The organism is Paenibacillus sp. N22P23 (assembly GCF_059383735.1).
The window spans coordinates 1,266,070-1,283,070 of the sequence record NZ_JBXENT010000001.1 but is presented as its reverse complement, the minus strand read 5'-3'; the positions used below and the strand labels follow the sequence as shown (position 1 = coordinate 1,283,070).

Below are 17,001 nucleotides of genomic sequence, written 5' to 3'. Positions count from 1 at the left end.
TTTTGTTGTTCGCATGGATTTGTTACTTTCTTTCGGGAGGGGTGCCGAATGAATGATGATCTATTAACGGTCTTGGTTGTCGATGACGAGCTGCCAATTCGTCAGGAGCTTCGTTTATTTTCCTGGGAGAAACATCATACCGAATGGATAGGTGAAGTGGAGAACGGCGAGGAGGCGCTGCGGTTTATCCGTTGCTTCGTCCCGGATATCGTCATCACGGACATTACGATGCCGGTCATGAACGGACTCGAGCTGTTTCGAAACTTGAAATCGGAATTTCCGCATATCCAAGTGATCCTGCTCACCTGTCATGCAGATTTCGCCTATGCGCAGGAAGCGGTCAAGCTTGGTGCGGTAGAGTACCTTGTGAAAGTCACGATGGATGACAGCGATCTCGCGCAGGCGATCGATCGGGCGAGGGAGAGCGTTTCTCGCGAGAAAACGCTGCAGCGCAGCGAAGAGGAGCGTCAACGCCGAGAGGCGTCCGAACAGCTGATGGAAATAACTCGGCAGACTGGAGACGAAGAAGGCAAGCTTACAGCCTGGCTGCAAGCAACTTTCCAGGCCAAGTTTCCGCTGCAGCTTGCCGCAATACATGTGGAGATGAGAAAGGCGGGCCGATTATTCGTACATCATATATGCGAAGAATCGCTGACGTCGCTGGAACGCCTGAAGCCGTTCACTTGGATTCCGGCCGACAGCGGCAGCGGCCTTTATGTGCTGGTATTCCGTAGAGAGGACGACAATTCACCTGATATACACCGCGAACTAGAGGAGATAACCGAGAAGCTGCATCAATCGCTCGAGAACAGACTGTCTTTCCTTAGTGATGGATACAGGCTATTTGGCGTTATAAGCGAACCTATCAGGAGTTACTCGGATTTCGCGGATAGGTACCTCGGCGTTTGCGAGAGACCGGATGCGATTTTCTATGATGGCGAGGGCCGGGTATTTGCGACTCCGCCAACCGGGCCCGCTTCACTTGACGAACAGTCGGCGAATGAAATGTCGGTCAAGCTGTCCAAAGCGCAATGGAACCGGGAGCAGCTGGTGGAAGTCATTCGGGGGGATTTCGTTCCATGGGCGATGAACAAACGCGTCGTGCCGGAAGAGCTGCGGACGTTCGTTGCCGATTGGCTCCGCGTCTGGCATCGGGAACAATCTGCTCAAGGCGGCAATGGGTGGAAAGCATCGGGCCAGATCCTTGAAGCAACTACCCTAGATGAAATGACGGAAGCTTTCATACATGAAGTCGAGTCGATTGGCAGGGTCAAGAAGTGCCGCAGAGAAATCACGGAAGCAAAGTCCTTTATTGAAGCGAACCTCGAGAAGCCGATAACGCTTAACACTGTTTCCCTGGAGGTCGGGCTGAGCCCGCATTATTTGAGTCGGTTGTTTCGGGAAGAAACGGGAGTTCCGTTCAACGATTTCGTCACAGGGAAGAGGATCGAGAAGGCGACCGATCTGCTGCAGCATACGTCACTTCGCGTTTATGAGATTGCGGAGCAGGTAGGCATTCCGAGCTACCGTTATTTCTCAGCGCTATTTCGCGAGTGGACAGGAGCGGCACCAACCGAGCTAAGGATGGCTGACCAAGATGGCAAAGGATGATGGCAAATGAACCGGATCTATCGCTGGTACAGAAGTTGGAGCCTCGCGACCAGGCAGTTTCTGTTTCTATTTATCATAACGTTCGCCTTTTTTAGTCTACTAGCTTGGAACAACTACTACAGGGCAGCTGATCTGTTTAAAAATCAAATGGTATCGGACTCCGTGACATTGATTGCGCGTACGAACCAGTTTCTTGATACGTATCTGGACAATAGTCGGAATGTACTTCTGCTGTTATCGACGGAAGCCAACCTGCTTCGGGATGGAGACGGCAGCAAAATATCCGAATCACTTCGGTTCATTGTAGAGAACAACAGCGCACTCGTGAAATCGCTGTACTTCATCCGCAAGGATGGTAATGTGTATGCCAGCTCTCAGGTCACTTACGATATTATAGGCAACCCAAATCTGAACTCTATATATGACAATTCGCTGCAATCCTATGGTGCGGCGGTTGTGAGCCAACCCTATGTCTCTAAGCTCTCCGGTGAGACGGTAGCCATTTCCCGTCCGGTAAGCGTTGACAACGGTGACATTATAGGTGTCGCGGTCATCGAGCTTAATCTGGATAACCTGAACCGGAAAATAAGCGAATTGACCTCCGGCTCCTACCAGACGTTCGTGATTATGTCCGATAAGGACAAGGTAGTTACCTTCGATCGGGACAATGGCATACTGCCTCAAAAGCCGGGCACTTATCACGAAGACCTCCCCGAAATGTTCGTCGGCAAGCTCGCAGGGCTTCCGGTAACAGCAAGTGAGATGAGTGGGCCAAGCGGCAAGCTTGTTGTTGTCAAATCCGGACAAAATCGGCTTGGCTGGACACTGCTCGTGCTGATCAAAGACCGTTACTTTTATCAGAACGTGATCCGCTTGTTCGATAATTACAAGACGGCTGCCAGCATTTGGTTCGTGGTCCTGCTGTTCATGGCGTTTGTCATGTCCCGCTATATGACCAAATCGATCCGGATGCTCGCAATCAAGATGGACCGGGTACATGATATGGGCGTAATCCCGAGCCTTGTCGTGAAAAGGGATGACGAGATCGGACGGCTTACCCAAAGCTTTAACGCGATGATGGAGCGGATTCGCAATCTGCTGCAAGAAACGAAGCACATGGAAGAGCGGAAGAAACAATTGGAACTGAAGGTGCTGCAAAGCCAGATCGCCCCTCATTTTCTGTACAACACGCTGGCATGCATCGGAAGTTTGGCCAAGCAGCACCGGACGCAAGAGGTCAAGGAAACGATCAGGGCACTAGTCGGCGTATTATCGCTCAGCTTCGATAAAACATCGGAATTCTTAACGGTGAAGGAAGAGCTGGAAGGGCTGAACATGTATATGCAAATCCAGAAAATAAGGTATGGAAACAAATTCAGGTTTGTTCAGGAAATCGATGCTGAGGTGTTATCCTGCAGCATACTGAAACTAACACTTCAGCCGATATTGGAGAATGCTGTCTTTCACGGTATCGCCCCAAGCCGCAGCGGGGACGGTATCATTCGTGTCCGGGGATCCATACGTAAAGGGAAACTCCGATTCTTTATCCGCGACAACGGGGCTGGGATGGAGAAGTCGAAGCTTCGGAAGGCGTTAGAAGACCAGACGACGGAACCTAACAGCGTGCGCTCCTCCGGAATTGGAATGGCGAATGTCCACCAACGTCTGCGGCTTCACTATGGCGATTCTTACGGCCTGAGGATCGGCAGCCTGCCGAATGCGGGAACGGTTGTCTGCATCACGATCCCTGTATTGCGACGATGATTGGTTTGAGGCGACTTTTGGTCGACTCAGCATTCATCGAGAATGATTGGTTTGAGGTGAGATTGTCGGTTTTGTGCATCATTTCGCAAGATCACTGTATAGTGGATACCTGTATCGCCTTGCTATACTTGGTTTGCGCTATTGTATGCGCTTACACATAGGCGAGGTGAAGCTATGAACCAACGGATTGCAGCTCATTCCGAAGCAAGATCGGCACCAAAACCTGGCGCTATATCCGTATTCGGCAGAACCATTTGGCGCTTCAAGGCTTTTTATTTGATGCTGTTGCCGGGACTGATTTATTATATCGTCTTCAAATATATCCCGATGTATGGCGTCATTATCGCGTTCAAAGACTTCAACATGATGGAGGGGATCTGGTCAAGTCCGTGGGCAAGCCCTTGGAATAAACATTTTTCAACCTTTTTTCATTCTCCCTATTTCTCACATCTGCTTGCAAATACCTTCCTGATCAGCACATACAAATTGCTCTTCGGCATGATACCTCCCATTGTCATGGCACTGCTGCTTAACGAATGTCGGATCAGATGGTTTCGATCACTGATCCAAACCTTAACGTATATGCCGCATTTTCTGTCATGGGTGATCATATACGGCATTCTGCTTGCGCTTCTGTCCCAAAGCTCTGGATTGTTGAATCAATGGCTGAAGGATGCGGGAGGAACGGCGATTCCCTTCCTGACTTCGACGTTTTACTTCCGCTCCATTCTGGTGGGATCGGAGATATGGCAAAATCTCGGATGGGGAGCCATCATTTATTTGGCGGCTATTGCCGGAATCGATCCAACGCTTTACGAAGCGGCGCGGGTGGACGGCGCAGGAAGACGGCGGATGATCTGGCACATTACGCTTCCCGGCATACGGACTGTTGTCATCATGCTGTTGATTCTGAACCTGGGCCATATCCTTGATGCGGGCTTCGAGCAAATTTATATCATGTACAACATTCAAGTCTATGCCGTTGCCGACATTCTCGACACCTGGGTGTTTCGGACCGGCTTGCAGCAGCTTAACTTCAGTCTGGCTTCGGCGGTAGGGCTGTTTAAGGCTGCGATCGGATTGATTCTTGTGCTGGGATCGAACAAACTCGCGAAACGGTGGGGGGAGGGTATATGGTAAAAAGCAAGAATGACCGCATCGCAAATACCGTTGTCTTTGTCATCCTGCTCGTGTGTGGGCTTGTCGCGGTGTTCCCGCTTCTATATGTCCTGTCCGTTTCGCTCACTCCATTCAGCGAAGTACTCAAAAACGGAGGCTTCATTCTCATCCCGAGATCGATCACGTTCGGCGCCTATCAGAAGCTGCTTATGGAATCGAACATTCCCCGTGCCTTTGGGGTTACTGTACTAATAACCGTCATCGGCACGATTCTCAATATGGTAATTACAGCGTTGATGGCGTATCCACTCAGCCGCAAACAGCTACCGGGACGCAATTTCTTTCTCATGATGGTGGTGTTTACCCTCCTGTTCAGCGGCGGGATCATACCGACCTATCTGGTTGTCAAATCGATCGGGCTGCTGGATTCCATCTGGGCCATGATTTTGCCAAACCTCGTGTGGAGCTTCAACGTGCTCATTATGAAAAGCTTCTATGAGTCGCTCCCCGAAGAACTGTTCGAATCCGCAAGAATCGATGGGGCTAAAGAATTTCGCATTTTGCTGCAGATCGTCGTCCCACTATCCATACCGGTAACGATGACCATCGGATTGTTCTATATGGTGGGCCACTGGAACGAATTTTTTCAAGCCATCATGTATGTGACCGATCGAACGCTGTTCCCGCTTCAGGTGGTCGTGCGGGAAATCTTGATCCAAACGCAGCAGCCGCTCGAAAATGCCGACAACATGACACCAAGTGAAACCCTGCAAATGGCTTCCGTTATTCTGGCCAGTCTACCCATTATTATGGTGTATCCATTTTTGCAGAAGCACTTTACGAAAGGCATGCTGCTCGGCTCCGTCAAAGGTTGAAGCTCGGCATTCCGTTACTGCAGGAACGGGAAAGGCCGGTTTAACGATAAAAGGGTTTTAGCTGAAAGGGGAACCTAACCATGAAGCGAGTGAAAGCTGTTGCCGTCATGCTAAGCAGCCTTGTGCTTGTATGCAGCGTGCTTGCAGGCTGCTCATCCGATAATTCCTTGAAATCTTCGAACAAGAATACTTCGGACTCACTCGGTGGTAACACCGAGGGTACTGGCGAAGCGAGAAGTGCTGTCAAACTCGACATCATTGAGACCGGTAACAATTTGCCGACTCCGGACAAGGACTTTATTAAACAGGCTATAGACAAAGCGATCCAGTCGGATTTGAATTTAAACGTATATGCGTCGGCTGATGATTATAAGAACCAATTGAATGTTCGTCTGGCATCCGGTAACTTTCCTGATTTATTCCAAGTCTCGGACCGTGCGGCACTGAAGCAATTAGTCGAGCAGGGGCTTGTGCTCGATCTGACCCCCTATACGGATAAACTGCAGCCGGTTAAGGATTTCATCGGCGACGAGAGCTTGAAGAAGACGACGATTGATGGTAAGGTGTTCGCCGTTCCGAAAGCGCCCAGCATCCCTTACAACACCTATTGGATCCGCAAGGATTGGCTCGATAAGCTCGGCCTTCAGTCGCCTTCTACGATCGATGAGTTTCTGAATGTGGTTAAGGCGTTCGCCGAGCAGGATCCGGACGGCAATGGCAAGAAAGATACGCTCGGACTCACCGGCAGCAAGCTTTCCACGTTCTCTCCGATCTTCGGCGCATTCGGCGTAGGAGACCCGAACACGTTCTATATCAAAGACGGGAAACTGACCAATTCTCTGTATGACCCGGCAATGAAAGACGCACTTGGTTTCATCAAGAAGCTGATCGAAACCGGAGCGGTCGACCCGGAGATTATGGCTAACACCGGCCTTCAGCATCAGGAGAAGGCGATTAAAGGGCAAGCCGGATTGATCTGGATCGATTGGCCGAACATGAGTAAGGATCAATTCACCGAGCAAATCAAGAAAGTAAACCCGAACGCGAATTGGATACAGCTGGCACCACCGAAAGGGCCAGGCGGACAATATGACGGGCCGTACGATATTGGCGGTACCACCGGTATATATGCAATCCCCAAAGCGCTGGAAAATAACAAGGATAAGCTTCAGAAAGTATTCGATCTGCTGAACTTCGTTTCCGGCAAGGATGGTTCGATGCTGGTGCAGTTCGGTATTAACGGAACGCACTACAATCTGGAAGGCGACAAGGTCACGCCGACCGAGCTGATGGGCAAGGAAGCGGGCTTTACTTGGCTGTACCAGTTTACCGGTCGACCGGAAATGGCTTATCTAGAGACAAAATTCGCGCCGCAGTCCCCCTATATCCAATTTGCCAACAGCCAGCCGAGAATTCAAATCCTGAACGGATTCCTGACGAATCCTGAAGGGTATAATCCGGCGGACACCAGTCGTTTCATAGATGAAGAATTCGTGAAATTCAGTTATGGTAACAACCCGCTCTCCAAGTACGACAGCTTCCTTAAAACGCTTGAATCGAGCATGAACTTCAAAACCTACATGGATGCATCAACCAAGCAGCTGGAGGAGCTCGGTTACGGCAAATAAGAAGGAAGAGCGCTTCATTGAGGTGTATCGTTTTAACAGGATTAATTTACCAACTCAACCATGTCGACGACTACGAAGGCGGAGGTAAATTATGAGCAAATGGTATGGATCGTTTCGAGGTGATACTTGTAGACGATTTCTCTTATTCCTGCTGGTATTGTCGTGCATACCTGCCGGAGGTGGAACGCTCGCGGAAGGTTTGAAGCTTACAACCGGAAACTATTATTACAGTCCTGCCCCGGATGCAGGCAATTCTCCCGACTTACGTGCGACCGGCTTGGTATCGTCCGAGGGAGGCAAACTTTTTGACGACTTAACGACGACCTATGCCGGTTGGATGGGGAGCGCCACCGCCGCAGGAACGGTGAAGGTGGTGTTTGACCTGCTGAAGGATTACCCGCTGGATAGCATAAACATCGTATTGAATTCGCCTAACAGCTATTGGGGTTTTAAACAATTGTCGGTGAAATACCGTCCCGAGGCTGCTGCGGATTATTACTATATTGCCGGCAAACATGCGAAATCAGGAACCGCCTTGAACGATTCGATTAGCATCCCGATGAACAACAAGATGGCCAGGTTTATTGTCATCGAAATCAAGCGGTCGAACGCCTATCAGCATATCCCGCTTACGGAAGTGCAAATCAATAAAGGCACAGGCGATGAAGGACAGAATCCGGCTCCAGCTTTTACCGTAGAACAAATGCAGGCTGAACTGCTGAAAGATGCTTTGATGGTCGATAAATACGGACAATGGATTTATGAAACATGGCCGGGAAAGGTTGCAACTGACGCGCAATTGAAGAAGGAATATGTGAATGAGGCACGAACGCTGGCGAAAGTTTCGCTGGACCGCAGCAAATATGATCCGTACGGCGGGATAAGAAGCGGGGGGCAGCACACGGGCACCGGATTTTTCCGACTTGAACAAATCGATCATAAATGGTGGTTTATTACACCGGCCGGCTATAAATTCATCTTAAAAGGCGTGGATGCGACAAGCATATGGGAGTGGGGATACGGAACGCCGTATCAACGGGCGGACGGCACACCACGGATGGTGTTCGAGGAGCTTCCTGATCCGAGCAGTTTTGCTCCCGCTTACACAAATGACTTAAATGGCGAAAGAGTCAGCTTTGTCATCGCCAATGTCATGAGAAAATATGGCAGCAACTATGAATCAAAGTGGGAGGATATCACCAAGAAACGGTTGATCGATTGGGGCTTTAATGCCTTTAGCAAGTGGACCCGACCTAATCACGTCACGTTTCCTTATATTCAGGTTTTACAAGATCCGATGAATTTGAAACGCATTCAATGGTCGTACGACGTATTCGATCCGCAGGCTATGTCCATGATCGACAATGCTTTAAGCCCACAGCTTCAGAATGCGAAGAACGACCGGTGGCTGATCGGCTACACGTACGATAACGAGGCCGGATGGACGGCGGATATTGTTAAAGAGATTTTGACGTATGACGCAACATCCGCGGCAAAGAGAGCCTTTGTAGAATTTCTTGCGCCAAGATATCACAATGACATTGCTGCTGTTAACCAGCTGTTTGGCACGAGCGCCGAATCATTTGACGCATTAATGAATACGTCAATCACAATCGCAAAAGTTCCGGCTGTTGATGTATCGGACTATATCAAGCTGGCATCCAAAACATACTTCTCAACAATCCGTACGGTTATCGAGAAATATGATACGAACCATTTGTTCCTAGGTTCTTCGATCGTTTCCACCTGGCGGACCAGTCTGGATTGGGATTCGGCCGCTATGGAATATGTGGATGCTTTCTCTGTCGATCAATATTCGAAAGATGCAGCTTGGCTCTCCAGGTATGAAGCTTTCGGAAAACCGCTGCTCAACTTGGAATACACATTTAGCACAAGCGAGCGCGGGTTATCGCCTGCCAATGCGGCTACTAGCACGGCTAGTATTGCGGACAGAGGCGCGGCCTACAAAGCATTCATCGAAAGTCAAACAGCACATCCGTTGTTTGTCGGCTCAGGTTGGTTTGCATATTTCGATCAGGCGGTTACCGGGCGTAAAGACGGCGAGAATTTCAACACAGGCTTGGTCAACCAACAGGATCAGCCCTATACAGATATGGTCACGATCATGAAGACCGTCAATGAAGAGCTGGAAACGATCCATGAGAATGGGAGGACTCAAGCAGTGTCCGAATGAAGTCCACGGAAAAGGCGTACTCCGGACAATATGAAGAAGCAGCCCTAAGCAGCCTTAATTCGGTCTTGAACCGGATTAAGGCTTTTTAGTTTTTGGTTGCAAGTGTAATATAGGATGAACTAGATGAAAAACGGAGGTGCTTATTATGGATGAGTTACTCTCGCGAATGAAGCATAAACACGGAAGGGTAATTGACGGAAGGCAACATTTCTGGGACGTAGAAAAACTGTGGGAATTGTCTAAGCATTTACCCATTCAACAAATTAAGATTGATTCCATAATGGAACTTGATCAGGATTGTTGGTTTGCAGATAGCAGGAGTAGACCCGTTCCAACTATACGAAATGTTGCGTTTCATTGTCAGCGGATAATCAATGCAGACATGGCGTACCCCATATTATTATGTTCAGATGGCCAATTAATCGATGGGGGACATAGAATTGCAAGAGCATTGATTAATGATGAAAATGAAATTGATGCCGTCTATCTTAAATTGCCAATAGCGGATGTCATTCAATAAAGTTTCCCTGGCGTACAAGCCCGAACCCTAGCGTTCCAATTCTCATAGAATGAGAATAAACGAGAGGGGGATGAAACTCCATGCTAACACTATTGAACCGTTTACGAGGGAAATTTGTCGTGCTTAAAACAGCTTCGTCGGAAGAAATCGGAGGCCGAATCATCAAAGTAAACAACGGCATCGTCGTACTACGAACCCTGTTGGGAACGAAAATATTCGTGCCCTTGAATAAAATCATTGCTGTCATTACGAAGTGAATGTAATCTCTACGAAAAAGCGTCCCCGATAGGGACGTTTTTTCTTCCACGCGGAACGATAGCTTAATGAAACAAGATGCAGTTTACCGCCGGACAATGAAGAATATTTAGTCGATCAGCTTAATGATGCAGAAGAGGGAATTCTGATCTATGATTTTACAACGAAATCCATCATGAATAAGCAATATGTATTCAATTCCTAATATTGACAAATAAGTGGATGGTCGCATATAGTAAACTCAATCCGTAAAGGATGGATTACACTCGAAAGGGGATGTTCAATCTTATGACAACTACAATTACGGTGGTTCTAATTTAAAACCGAATAGTAGGCGCACGTCAAAAGTATCGGGGGGGACAACCCTTTATTTTGATGCGCCGCATCCAAAGTAACCTTTCGTGCATACTGCTTGTTTGCTGGATACGATGTAGGTCGTGTCTTTATATTTGCAGGATTATTTTACCTGACAAATACCGCAGAACAACCAGCTTCCAACGAGGCTGCTTGTTTTGCGGTATTTTTGCGCCCAAATTCGGATAATCAAATTCAGGGAGCGATGCAAGATGATAGATTTGCAAGCATATGGTTACAGTAACAGCTCGACAATCAACGGATTGATTCCAGCAAGAATTATAGAGATTCACCGCAAGCGATACAAGGCAATCTGCGAACATGGAGAAGTTGCTGCCACCCTTAAAGGCTCGTTTGTCTATGAAACAGAAGATAGAAGCGAATACCCCGCAGTCGGCGATTTCGTATGGCTGAAATACAATGACAGCGGAAGTTCGAGCATCGTCAACGTCTCTCCTCGACGATCCAAATTTTCCAGAACGGATTACTCCGGACACGCTGCAGGCTATGCCAAAAGCATTCTGGAGCAAGTAGTGGCCGCCAACTTCGATTACGTGTTCATCATGTCGTCGCTCAATCAGGATTTCAACTTGAACCGCATTGCACGGTATGTAACGTTAGCTAGGCAAAGTGGCGGCCTTCCTGTCATTGTATTAACAAAAGCCGATTTATGCGAAACCTGTGATGAGCATGTGGAAATGCTGCGAAAGATAGCAGACGATATCGACATTATTGCTTTGAGCAGCTTTACGGGTAGAGGCTTTGAACAGCTTAGTCATTATTTAGAACCTGCGAAGACCATTGTCTTCCTAGGCTCGTCAGGGATAGGAAAATCATCTTTGCTCAATGCGTTGGCTGGAGATAGGTTGATGGCAGTTAAGGAAATCCGCGAGGATGATGCGCGGGGCCGTCATACAACCACGCACCGACAGCTGGTTAAGCTTCCTTCAGGTGCGCTTATCATCGATACGCCTGGTATGCGCGAACTCGGATTATGGCATGCGGAAGAAGGGATCAGCGCTTCATTCTCCGCAGTTGAAGCGTTATTTGCTGGATGTCGGTTTTCAGACTGTAATCATAACCATGAGCCTGGCTGTGCAGTGCAGTCAGCACTTAAGAATGGAAGCTTGCCGCAATCGCAGTGGAACGGCTATCTTGCGCAGAAGCGCGAAGCAAGCATTGTTGCGAAAAAATCAGGAACTATGAAAGGAAAGAAGAAACATGAATAGGATGGATCCAATGGTTACAATAGACAAAACGTCACTTCTTCAAGCGCTGACTGCGCTGTTTAGTACGACCGTCACCGATGCATCGTTTGAGATGGAGATGCTGCAGGGAGGAACACTAGGCGAAGTATACCTAATATTCGGGGATGCGCTAATGGGGAACAGTCGTCAGCCTTATAAAATTGTCATCAAAACACAGCGGAAGTGGGAACGGCATGGCGATCCCCATTGCTGGCGGCGGGAACATGATTTATACGACGCAAATATAATTGATGATTTCCCCACCTCAATCAAACTGCCGCGCTGTTTGCTGCTCGAAGAAGAAGCAGACTTAACCCGCATCTGGATGGAATATGTAGAAGGTGTCACAGGTAAGCAGCTGCATGCTGAAGAGCTGGCGCTTGCCGCTGAAAGGCTTGGCAGCTTCCAAGCAGAGTTTCACCTGAGAGGACAGAAAGATTTGAGTTTGCTACGAAGCTACCCGGCTGTACGTTCCAGTTTTGATCTTTGGTGGAACTACGTGGCCGAACCGCTCCGCGAGAATATTGAGGGTTTCCCTGAGGAGTTACGACAAATCCTTAATGGCTATGCGGAACAAGCTGTTGAACTACTTCACTCATTCGACGCCCTCCCCTTAACACTGTGTCAGGGGGACGTTCACCATGATAATTTAATTTTACGCGAAGAAGCGGATGGCATGTCGATATACCTCATTGACTGGGACAGCGCTGGGTATGGCCGAATGGGTGAGGATGCCGTAGATGTCCTCATTGAAGCTTTCGTCTACTCAGACAGGGATGTTACCTTACTGCCCTACTTCCGGCGGCGCATTATGGACGGCTACAGTCAAGGCGCTAAGCTTCAAGGTGTGGATTTTGACATGAAGGATACGTTTGTACGGGATGTTTTCGCCCTTGCATGGGGCTTCCGCATCACCAGTCTCTACTTGAATGGTAAGGACGATTATACTAAAAGGCGTTGTGTAGAAATTCTAAAAGCCATGCTCACTTAAATGTGCAAAAGCCACATCGGATTATCCTCCGATGTGGCTTTTGTGTGTAATAAATAAGTTGTAGTTATTTATTATATAGGTTCAATTGGTACACGGCTGCCTAAGATATAAACCCCAATCTGCCTGCTGCTAATCTCATTTCATTGCTTATTCCGAGGATAACTTCGGGAGAAGCGCTTAACAAATAATGCGGCCAATGTATTAACATGGTGTGCAACTTAGCGGCATCTATTACTTCTCTGACAGAGCGAGTAGATATGTTGTCCAGTAAAATGTCATTGATCGTATTCGTATAGACTTCGATTACAACATCAGATGAGAGTTGGTTTCCGCTTGCATTCGCCCTTTGCAGAAAAAACGAAATGTCTTCCGGGCCGCTGGCAATACATACTTCTTGCCAATCGGAAATCACCAGTGAGTTGTCCGCATGTTGCAACACATTCTCCATATGGAAGTCACCGTGACATAGTGTCCTCGGGAATTTATTTTTTAAGGAAATTAGGTCTTCCAGCCTGTCCATCATGTATTCAATTTGTTTGTTAGATATGAGGTTGTTGTTTATATTGCTCGGCATGTTACTAAGACTTTCGTTCCAGGCTTGAACAGCCGTGCTTTTGGCTTCGATTGAAACAAAGTCATCATTTTGCTTCAGCCATTCGAAAGAAGTTAAAGAACTTATGTTATTCCAGAAAGCTGCATGTAATCTGGCAATCATCCGTACCGCGTTTAAACAAAGTTCCGTACTCCAACGATTCGGCTCAGGAGTTTGTTTATATGCTTGTAGAAGTATACCAATACCCATATGTTCATCTGCGAATGAGCCAATCAATTTGGGAATTGGGATGTCAATCGTCGAGCACATCTCATGGTAAAAATGGTGTTCTCTCGACGCTCTCAACAGAACATCGTTATTCATATTCTTATCTGTAAATTTTAAAATCACTTGTTCTTCGTGCACATTGATCGTGTAAATAGTAGAGCCGCTTCCGCCAGAGTTAATCTTTTCGGAAGTAATGGAGTCAGTTACTGTATAACCTAATCTCGATAAGCAGTAATTTATTAATTTATAATCGGCTGTCAGTTCCACTAGTCTACCTCCCTCTTCAATGAAAAGAAAATCCTGCTACCGGGTATGGTGATATAAAATAATCACGGAAATATTGGGAATTCTATATGAATCGTGTTATTCCCAATCGTGAGCATGGTTGCTTTTTGTCACAGATATGTTCCTTCAATTGTCTTCTTAGATGAACAAGCTATAAATGTATTTTACAGGGGGAAGTAACGATGACAAATTTAATCGCTGAAATAAAGATTCCCGATAGTAAATTAGCCGTTGAAGCTGCTGAATTATTGCGTGAGCATAGCGACGACCTTCTGTGGAATCACTCGAACCGGGTATTTCTGTTTGCGGCAATGAAGGGTAACATGAATCAAATGAAATTCGATTCTGAATTGCTATATATCAGTTCGCTTTTCCACGATATCGGACTTACCCCCAAATTCCGAAGCACGGACAAACGCTTTGAGGTCGATGGGGCTAATGCTGCCCGCGATTTTCTTAAAAGTCGCGGCGTCCCGGAAGATTCCATTCGGCTTGTATGGGATGCTGTTGCCCTGCATACAACCATCGGCATCGTCGAATATAAGGAAACCGAAGTAGCGCTTATGAATTTTGGCGTCGGTTATGATGTGGTCGGGAAGAACTTCGATCTCATCTCAACAGAAGCGCGTCAGCAAGTCGTCGAAGCTTTTCCTCGCAACCGGTTCAAACACAACATCTTACATGCATTCTTAGAAGGCTTCAAACACAAACCGGAAACAACATACGGGACGATTAATGCCGACGTGTGCGAACTGCTTCTTCCTGGATATAAGCGGCCCAACTTCTGCCATCATGTCCTTCATTCCAAATGGGATGAGTAATGGAATAATCGGTTGCTTTGATAAGAAGAATAACTTAAGTGAGCTAAATCAACTTCTACAAGAGGGATGGAAGGTTGTATCTCAGAGTGCTATGTCAGGAGGCGGGGATATTTCAACCGTCTATTCACTTGTAATCGTTGAGAAAAATTAGGAATCAATGCTTCGGGATTCACTGAAGAAATGAAAACTAGAGTGAATGGAGTCCGCGAAACCGCGGGCTTTTCTTATTTATCGGTTCAAATTCTCGTCATTTGGTGATGACAAGCAACTTCTTATTGGATTGACAATATAAATGTATGTTATCATAATATAAAACTATGAAAAAGTTAAAAAGCTAAGCTTATACTTGGAGGGAATTAACATTAATAACGGCGTCCTAAATGAAGCAATGACCATGTTGAAAAAAACGAGCCGTACTTTTTATATCCCGATAAGTCAAATGGATTTGGGATTGAAAGAGGCTGTAACATCTGCCTATCTGTGTATGCGGGCAATAGATGAAATTGAAGATCATGATAAAATCACAGACAAATTAAAAGTGGAACTATTGCTTGGGATACACGATGCACTCCAAACTCCGCATTTTATTGAAGCTACACAACAATTATTATGGCCTTATCGGGAGGTATTACCAGCAGTTACGGTACAACTCGATGAATGGCTGAAACTTTGTCCTTCTTCAGGAGCCCCAATTGTATATCGTTACATCGCAAAGATGGCTCTACAAATGGCCGAATGGGTTCAAAACGGGTGGAATATTCATACGGAAGAAGATTTGGATCGTTACACCTATAGCGTAGCTGGCATGGTTGGAGAGATGTTATCAGAACTGTGGTTATGGCATGACGGCACTCAATCTGATTTGACGAAGGCAGTTGCTTTCGGAAGAGGACTGCAGGCGGTAAATATCCTCCGAAATCGAAACGAGGATCTTAAACGTGGCGTTGACTTTTTTCCTGATGGATGGGGATTTAAGGAGATGCAACAGTATACACGACGTAATTTGCAACTCGCCGACTCTTACGTAGCCGACTTGAATAATGGTCCAGCGTTGAAATTTTGCAAGGTACCATTAGCGCTAGCTCATGCTACTGTAAACCTCATCGCTGCTGGTGGAAGCAAATTAACAAGAGATACCGTTCTGAAAATTGTGAGTCGAGTGACGGGTTAATACGATGAATAAGAAGCCATATGTGTATTGGCTTCTTTTTTGTTGTTGTAAAATCTTTATTATTGAACTTATGCAGGATGACTAGCCTTGGGGGATTTAGCATACTCGAAGAAATAGCAATGAAAGGCTGGACCTATTAATTCAGAGTCAAAAGGATAAAATAGAATGACGTTATTAAAGGCCGCGAAAGGTCGCGAAAATCGCGGCTTTGCAGTCTACCTATACGATGGTTCCGCCTCTGCACATCCTATTTGGCGAATGATGTCGAAACTGGATTCATTGTCCGCTATCACCCTATGCTTTCGTTAAGGGCAAAAAAAAATATTGCCGCAGAGCAGGAACCCAACACTACATGTAGAAAAATACACAATACAGTAAGCGCTTTCATATCCTGATCGTTTCAACGGAGGTGATGTGATGCATATTTACAAAGCAGTTGATTTTATTCATCAAGATGAGGGGATAGCTCTTTTTAAAATAGCCAATCACACACATGAGCCCGAACACACACACAATTTTGTCGAGCTGGTTTATATCCTGCACGGCACAGGCAATCATCAGGTTAATGATCAAAGCTTTAATGTTCGCAGAGGTGATTTACTATGGATGAATGTAGGTGACAGCCATTCATTCTTTGCCGAACAAGACATGCAGTACATGAACATTTTGATTCAAGCTGATTTTTTAAATGAGCAGTTGACTACATTTGAGCCAGACAGGAGCTTATTACATCATAGGCTGTTTCAGGAGTTTCAGCAGTCGCTGCAAGGATCCTTCCATCATATTCGTTTTCAGGGCAAATCCATACTGGAGCTGGAGGAGTTGCTTGAAGCGATGTTCGGAGAATACCTATCTAAGAAGAACGGCTATCGTGCGATGTTGTGCGGCTATACGATGCTGCTGCTGGCATCGTCGTTTCGCAGAATGCAGGACAACCTGCAGACGCAATCGACGGCAGACATCCAAGACATTTTGCCGAAACTGCTGTCCTATATCGAGCTCCACTACGCTTCACCTATTACGCTGCGGGATTTAGCCAAAGAAAGCTATTATTCGCCGCATTACATAAGCAAGACATTTAAATTATGCTGCGGCTACACGTTTAGCGAATATTTACAGGAAGTGCGTCTTCGCGAAGCGAAACGCATGCTGCTCGAATCGGATGAATGTGTCGGAGCTATCGGGAAATTGGTCGGTTATTCGGATAAAGCTCAATTTTACCGGTTATTCAAACAATATTTTGGCATAACGCCTCAGCAGCTTCGAGAAAAAGCGTTGAAAACTTGAATGATGACACTATGAAAAAAGTCCCGAATGGGGCTTTTTTGTCATTTATGGCCGTGAAT

14 protein-coding genes are annotated in these 17,001 nt (G+C 46.7%); 13 read left to right on the top strand and 1 reads right to left on the bottom strand.

Annotated elements, in window-relative coordinates:
* Positions 1 to 48 precede the first annotated feature (48 nt).
* The 10 genes from AC506A_RS06140 to AC506A_RS06095 all read left to right on the top strand — a co-directional run bounded on the left by AC506A_RS06140 (position 49) and on the right by AC506A_RS06095 (position 12,558).
* The gene (locus AC506A_RS06140) at positions 49 to 1,611 is read left to right on the top strand and encodes a response regulator transcription factor (RefSeq protein WP_495460086.1); all 1,563 of its coding nucleotides are present in this window, start codon (positions 49 to 51) and stop codon (positions 1,609 to 1,611) included.
* 6 nt (positions 1,612 to 1,617) lie between these two features.
* A complete protein-coding gene (locus AC506A_RS06135) occupies positions 1,618 to 3,375 on the top strand; it encodes a cache domain-containing sensor histidine kinase (RefSeq protein ID WP_495460085.1) in 1,758 nt (585 codons plus the stop codon).
* A gap of 174 nt (positions 3,376 to 3,549) precedes the next feature.
* Complete coding sequence (locus AC506A_RS06130) at positions 3,550 to 4,515, top strand: ABC transporter permease (protein ID WP_495460084.1); 966 nt, start codon at positions 3,550 to 3,552, stop codon at positions 4,513 to 4,515.
* Positions 4,509 to 5,369 (top strand): carbohydrate ABC transporter permease, encoded by an 861-nt coding sequence (locus AC506A_RS06125; protein WP_495460083.1) that lies wholly within the window; start codon positions 4,509 to 4,511, stop codon positions 5,367 to 5,369. Before AC506A_RS06130 ends, AC506A_RS06125 begins: the two co-directional genes overlap by 7 nt.
* An 80-nt stretch (positions 5,370 to 5,449) precedes the next feature.
* Entirely contained in the window at positions 5,450 to 6,997 is a 1,548-nt protein-coding gene (locus AC506A_RS06120) for an extracellular solute-binding protein (protein ID WP_495460082.1), read from the top strand.
* Positions 6,998 to 7,088: 91 nt separating this feature from the next.
* The gene (locus AC506A_RS06115) at positions 7,089 to 9,191 is read left to right on the top strand and encodes a hypothetical protein (protein ID WP_495460081.1); all 2,103 of its coding nucleotides are present in this window, start codon (positions 7,089 to 7,091) and stop codon (positions 9,189 to 9,191) included.
* 145 nt (positions 9,192 to 9,336) lie between these two features.
* Positions 9,337 to 9,711, top strand: coding sequence for a hypothetical protein (locus AC506A_RS06110; RefSeq protein WP_495460080.1), 375 nt, complete (start codon positions 9,337 to 9,339; stop codon positions 9,709 to 9,711).
* 80 nt (positions 9,712 to 9,791) lie between these two features.
* Positions 9,792 to 9,968, top strand: a complete 177-nt coding sequence (locus AC506A_RS06105) for a hypothetical protein (protein ID WP_495460079.1) — start codon at positions 9,792 to 9,794, stop codon at positions 9,966 to 9,968.
* A gap of 564 nt (positions 9,969 to 10,532) precedes the next feature.
* On the top strand, positions 10,533 to 11,549 hold the full coding sequence (gene rsgA / locus AC506A_RS06100; protein WP_495460078.1) for a ribosome small subunit-dependent GTPase A: 1,017 nt from the start codon (positions 10,533 to 10,535) through the stop codon (positions 11,547 to 11,549).
* Entirely contained in the window at positions 11,542 to 12,558 is a 1,017-nt protein-coding gene (locus AC506A_RS06095; RefSeq protein WP_495460077.1) for an aminoglycoside phosphotransferase family protein, read from the top strand. Before rsgA ends, AC506A_RS06095 begins: the two co-directional genes overlap by 8 nt.
* A gap of 100 nt (positions 12,559 to 12,658) precedes the next feature.
* Here AC506A_RS06095 and AC506A_RS06090 read toward each other — a convergent pair whose 3' ends face one another.
* Positions 12,659 to 13,645, bottom strand: a complete 987-nt coding sequence (locus tag AC506A_RS06090) for an aminoglycoside phosphotransferase family protein (RefSeq protein ID WP_495460076.1) — start codon at positions 13,643 to 13,645, stop codon at positions 12,659 to 12,661.
* Between the two features lie 200 nt (positions 13,646 to 13,845).
* On the opposite strand from AC506A_RS06090, the gene AC506A_RS06085 reads away from it, so the two are divergent.
* The 3 genes from AC506A_RS06085 (at position 13,846) to AC506A_RS06075 (ending at position 16,942) form a co-directional block, all read left to right on the top strand.
* Positions 13,846 to 14,484: an HD domain-containing protein gene (locus tag AC506A_RS06085; protein ID WP_495460075.1), complete on the top strand. Its 639-nt coding sequence runs from the start codon at positions 13,846 to 13,848 to the stop codon at positions 14,482 to 14,484.
* A gap of 388 nt (positions 14,485 to 14,872) precedes the next feature.
* Positions 14,873 to 15,655: a squalene/phytoene synthase family protein gene (locus tag AC506A_RS06080; protein ID WP_495460074.1), complete on the top strand. Its 783-nt coding sequence runs from the start codon at positions 14,873 to 14,875 to the stop codon at positions 15,653 to 15,655.
* Between the two features lie 417 nt (positions 15,656 to 16,072).
* Positions 16,073 to 16,942 (top strand): AraC family transcriptional regulator, encoded by an 870-nt coding sequence (locus AC506A_RS06075; RefSeq protein ID WP_495460073.1) that lies wholly within the window; start codon positions 16,073 to 16,075, stop codon positions 16,940 to 16,942.
* The last annotated feature ends 59 nt before the right edge of the window (positions 16,943 to 17,001 follow it).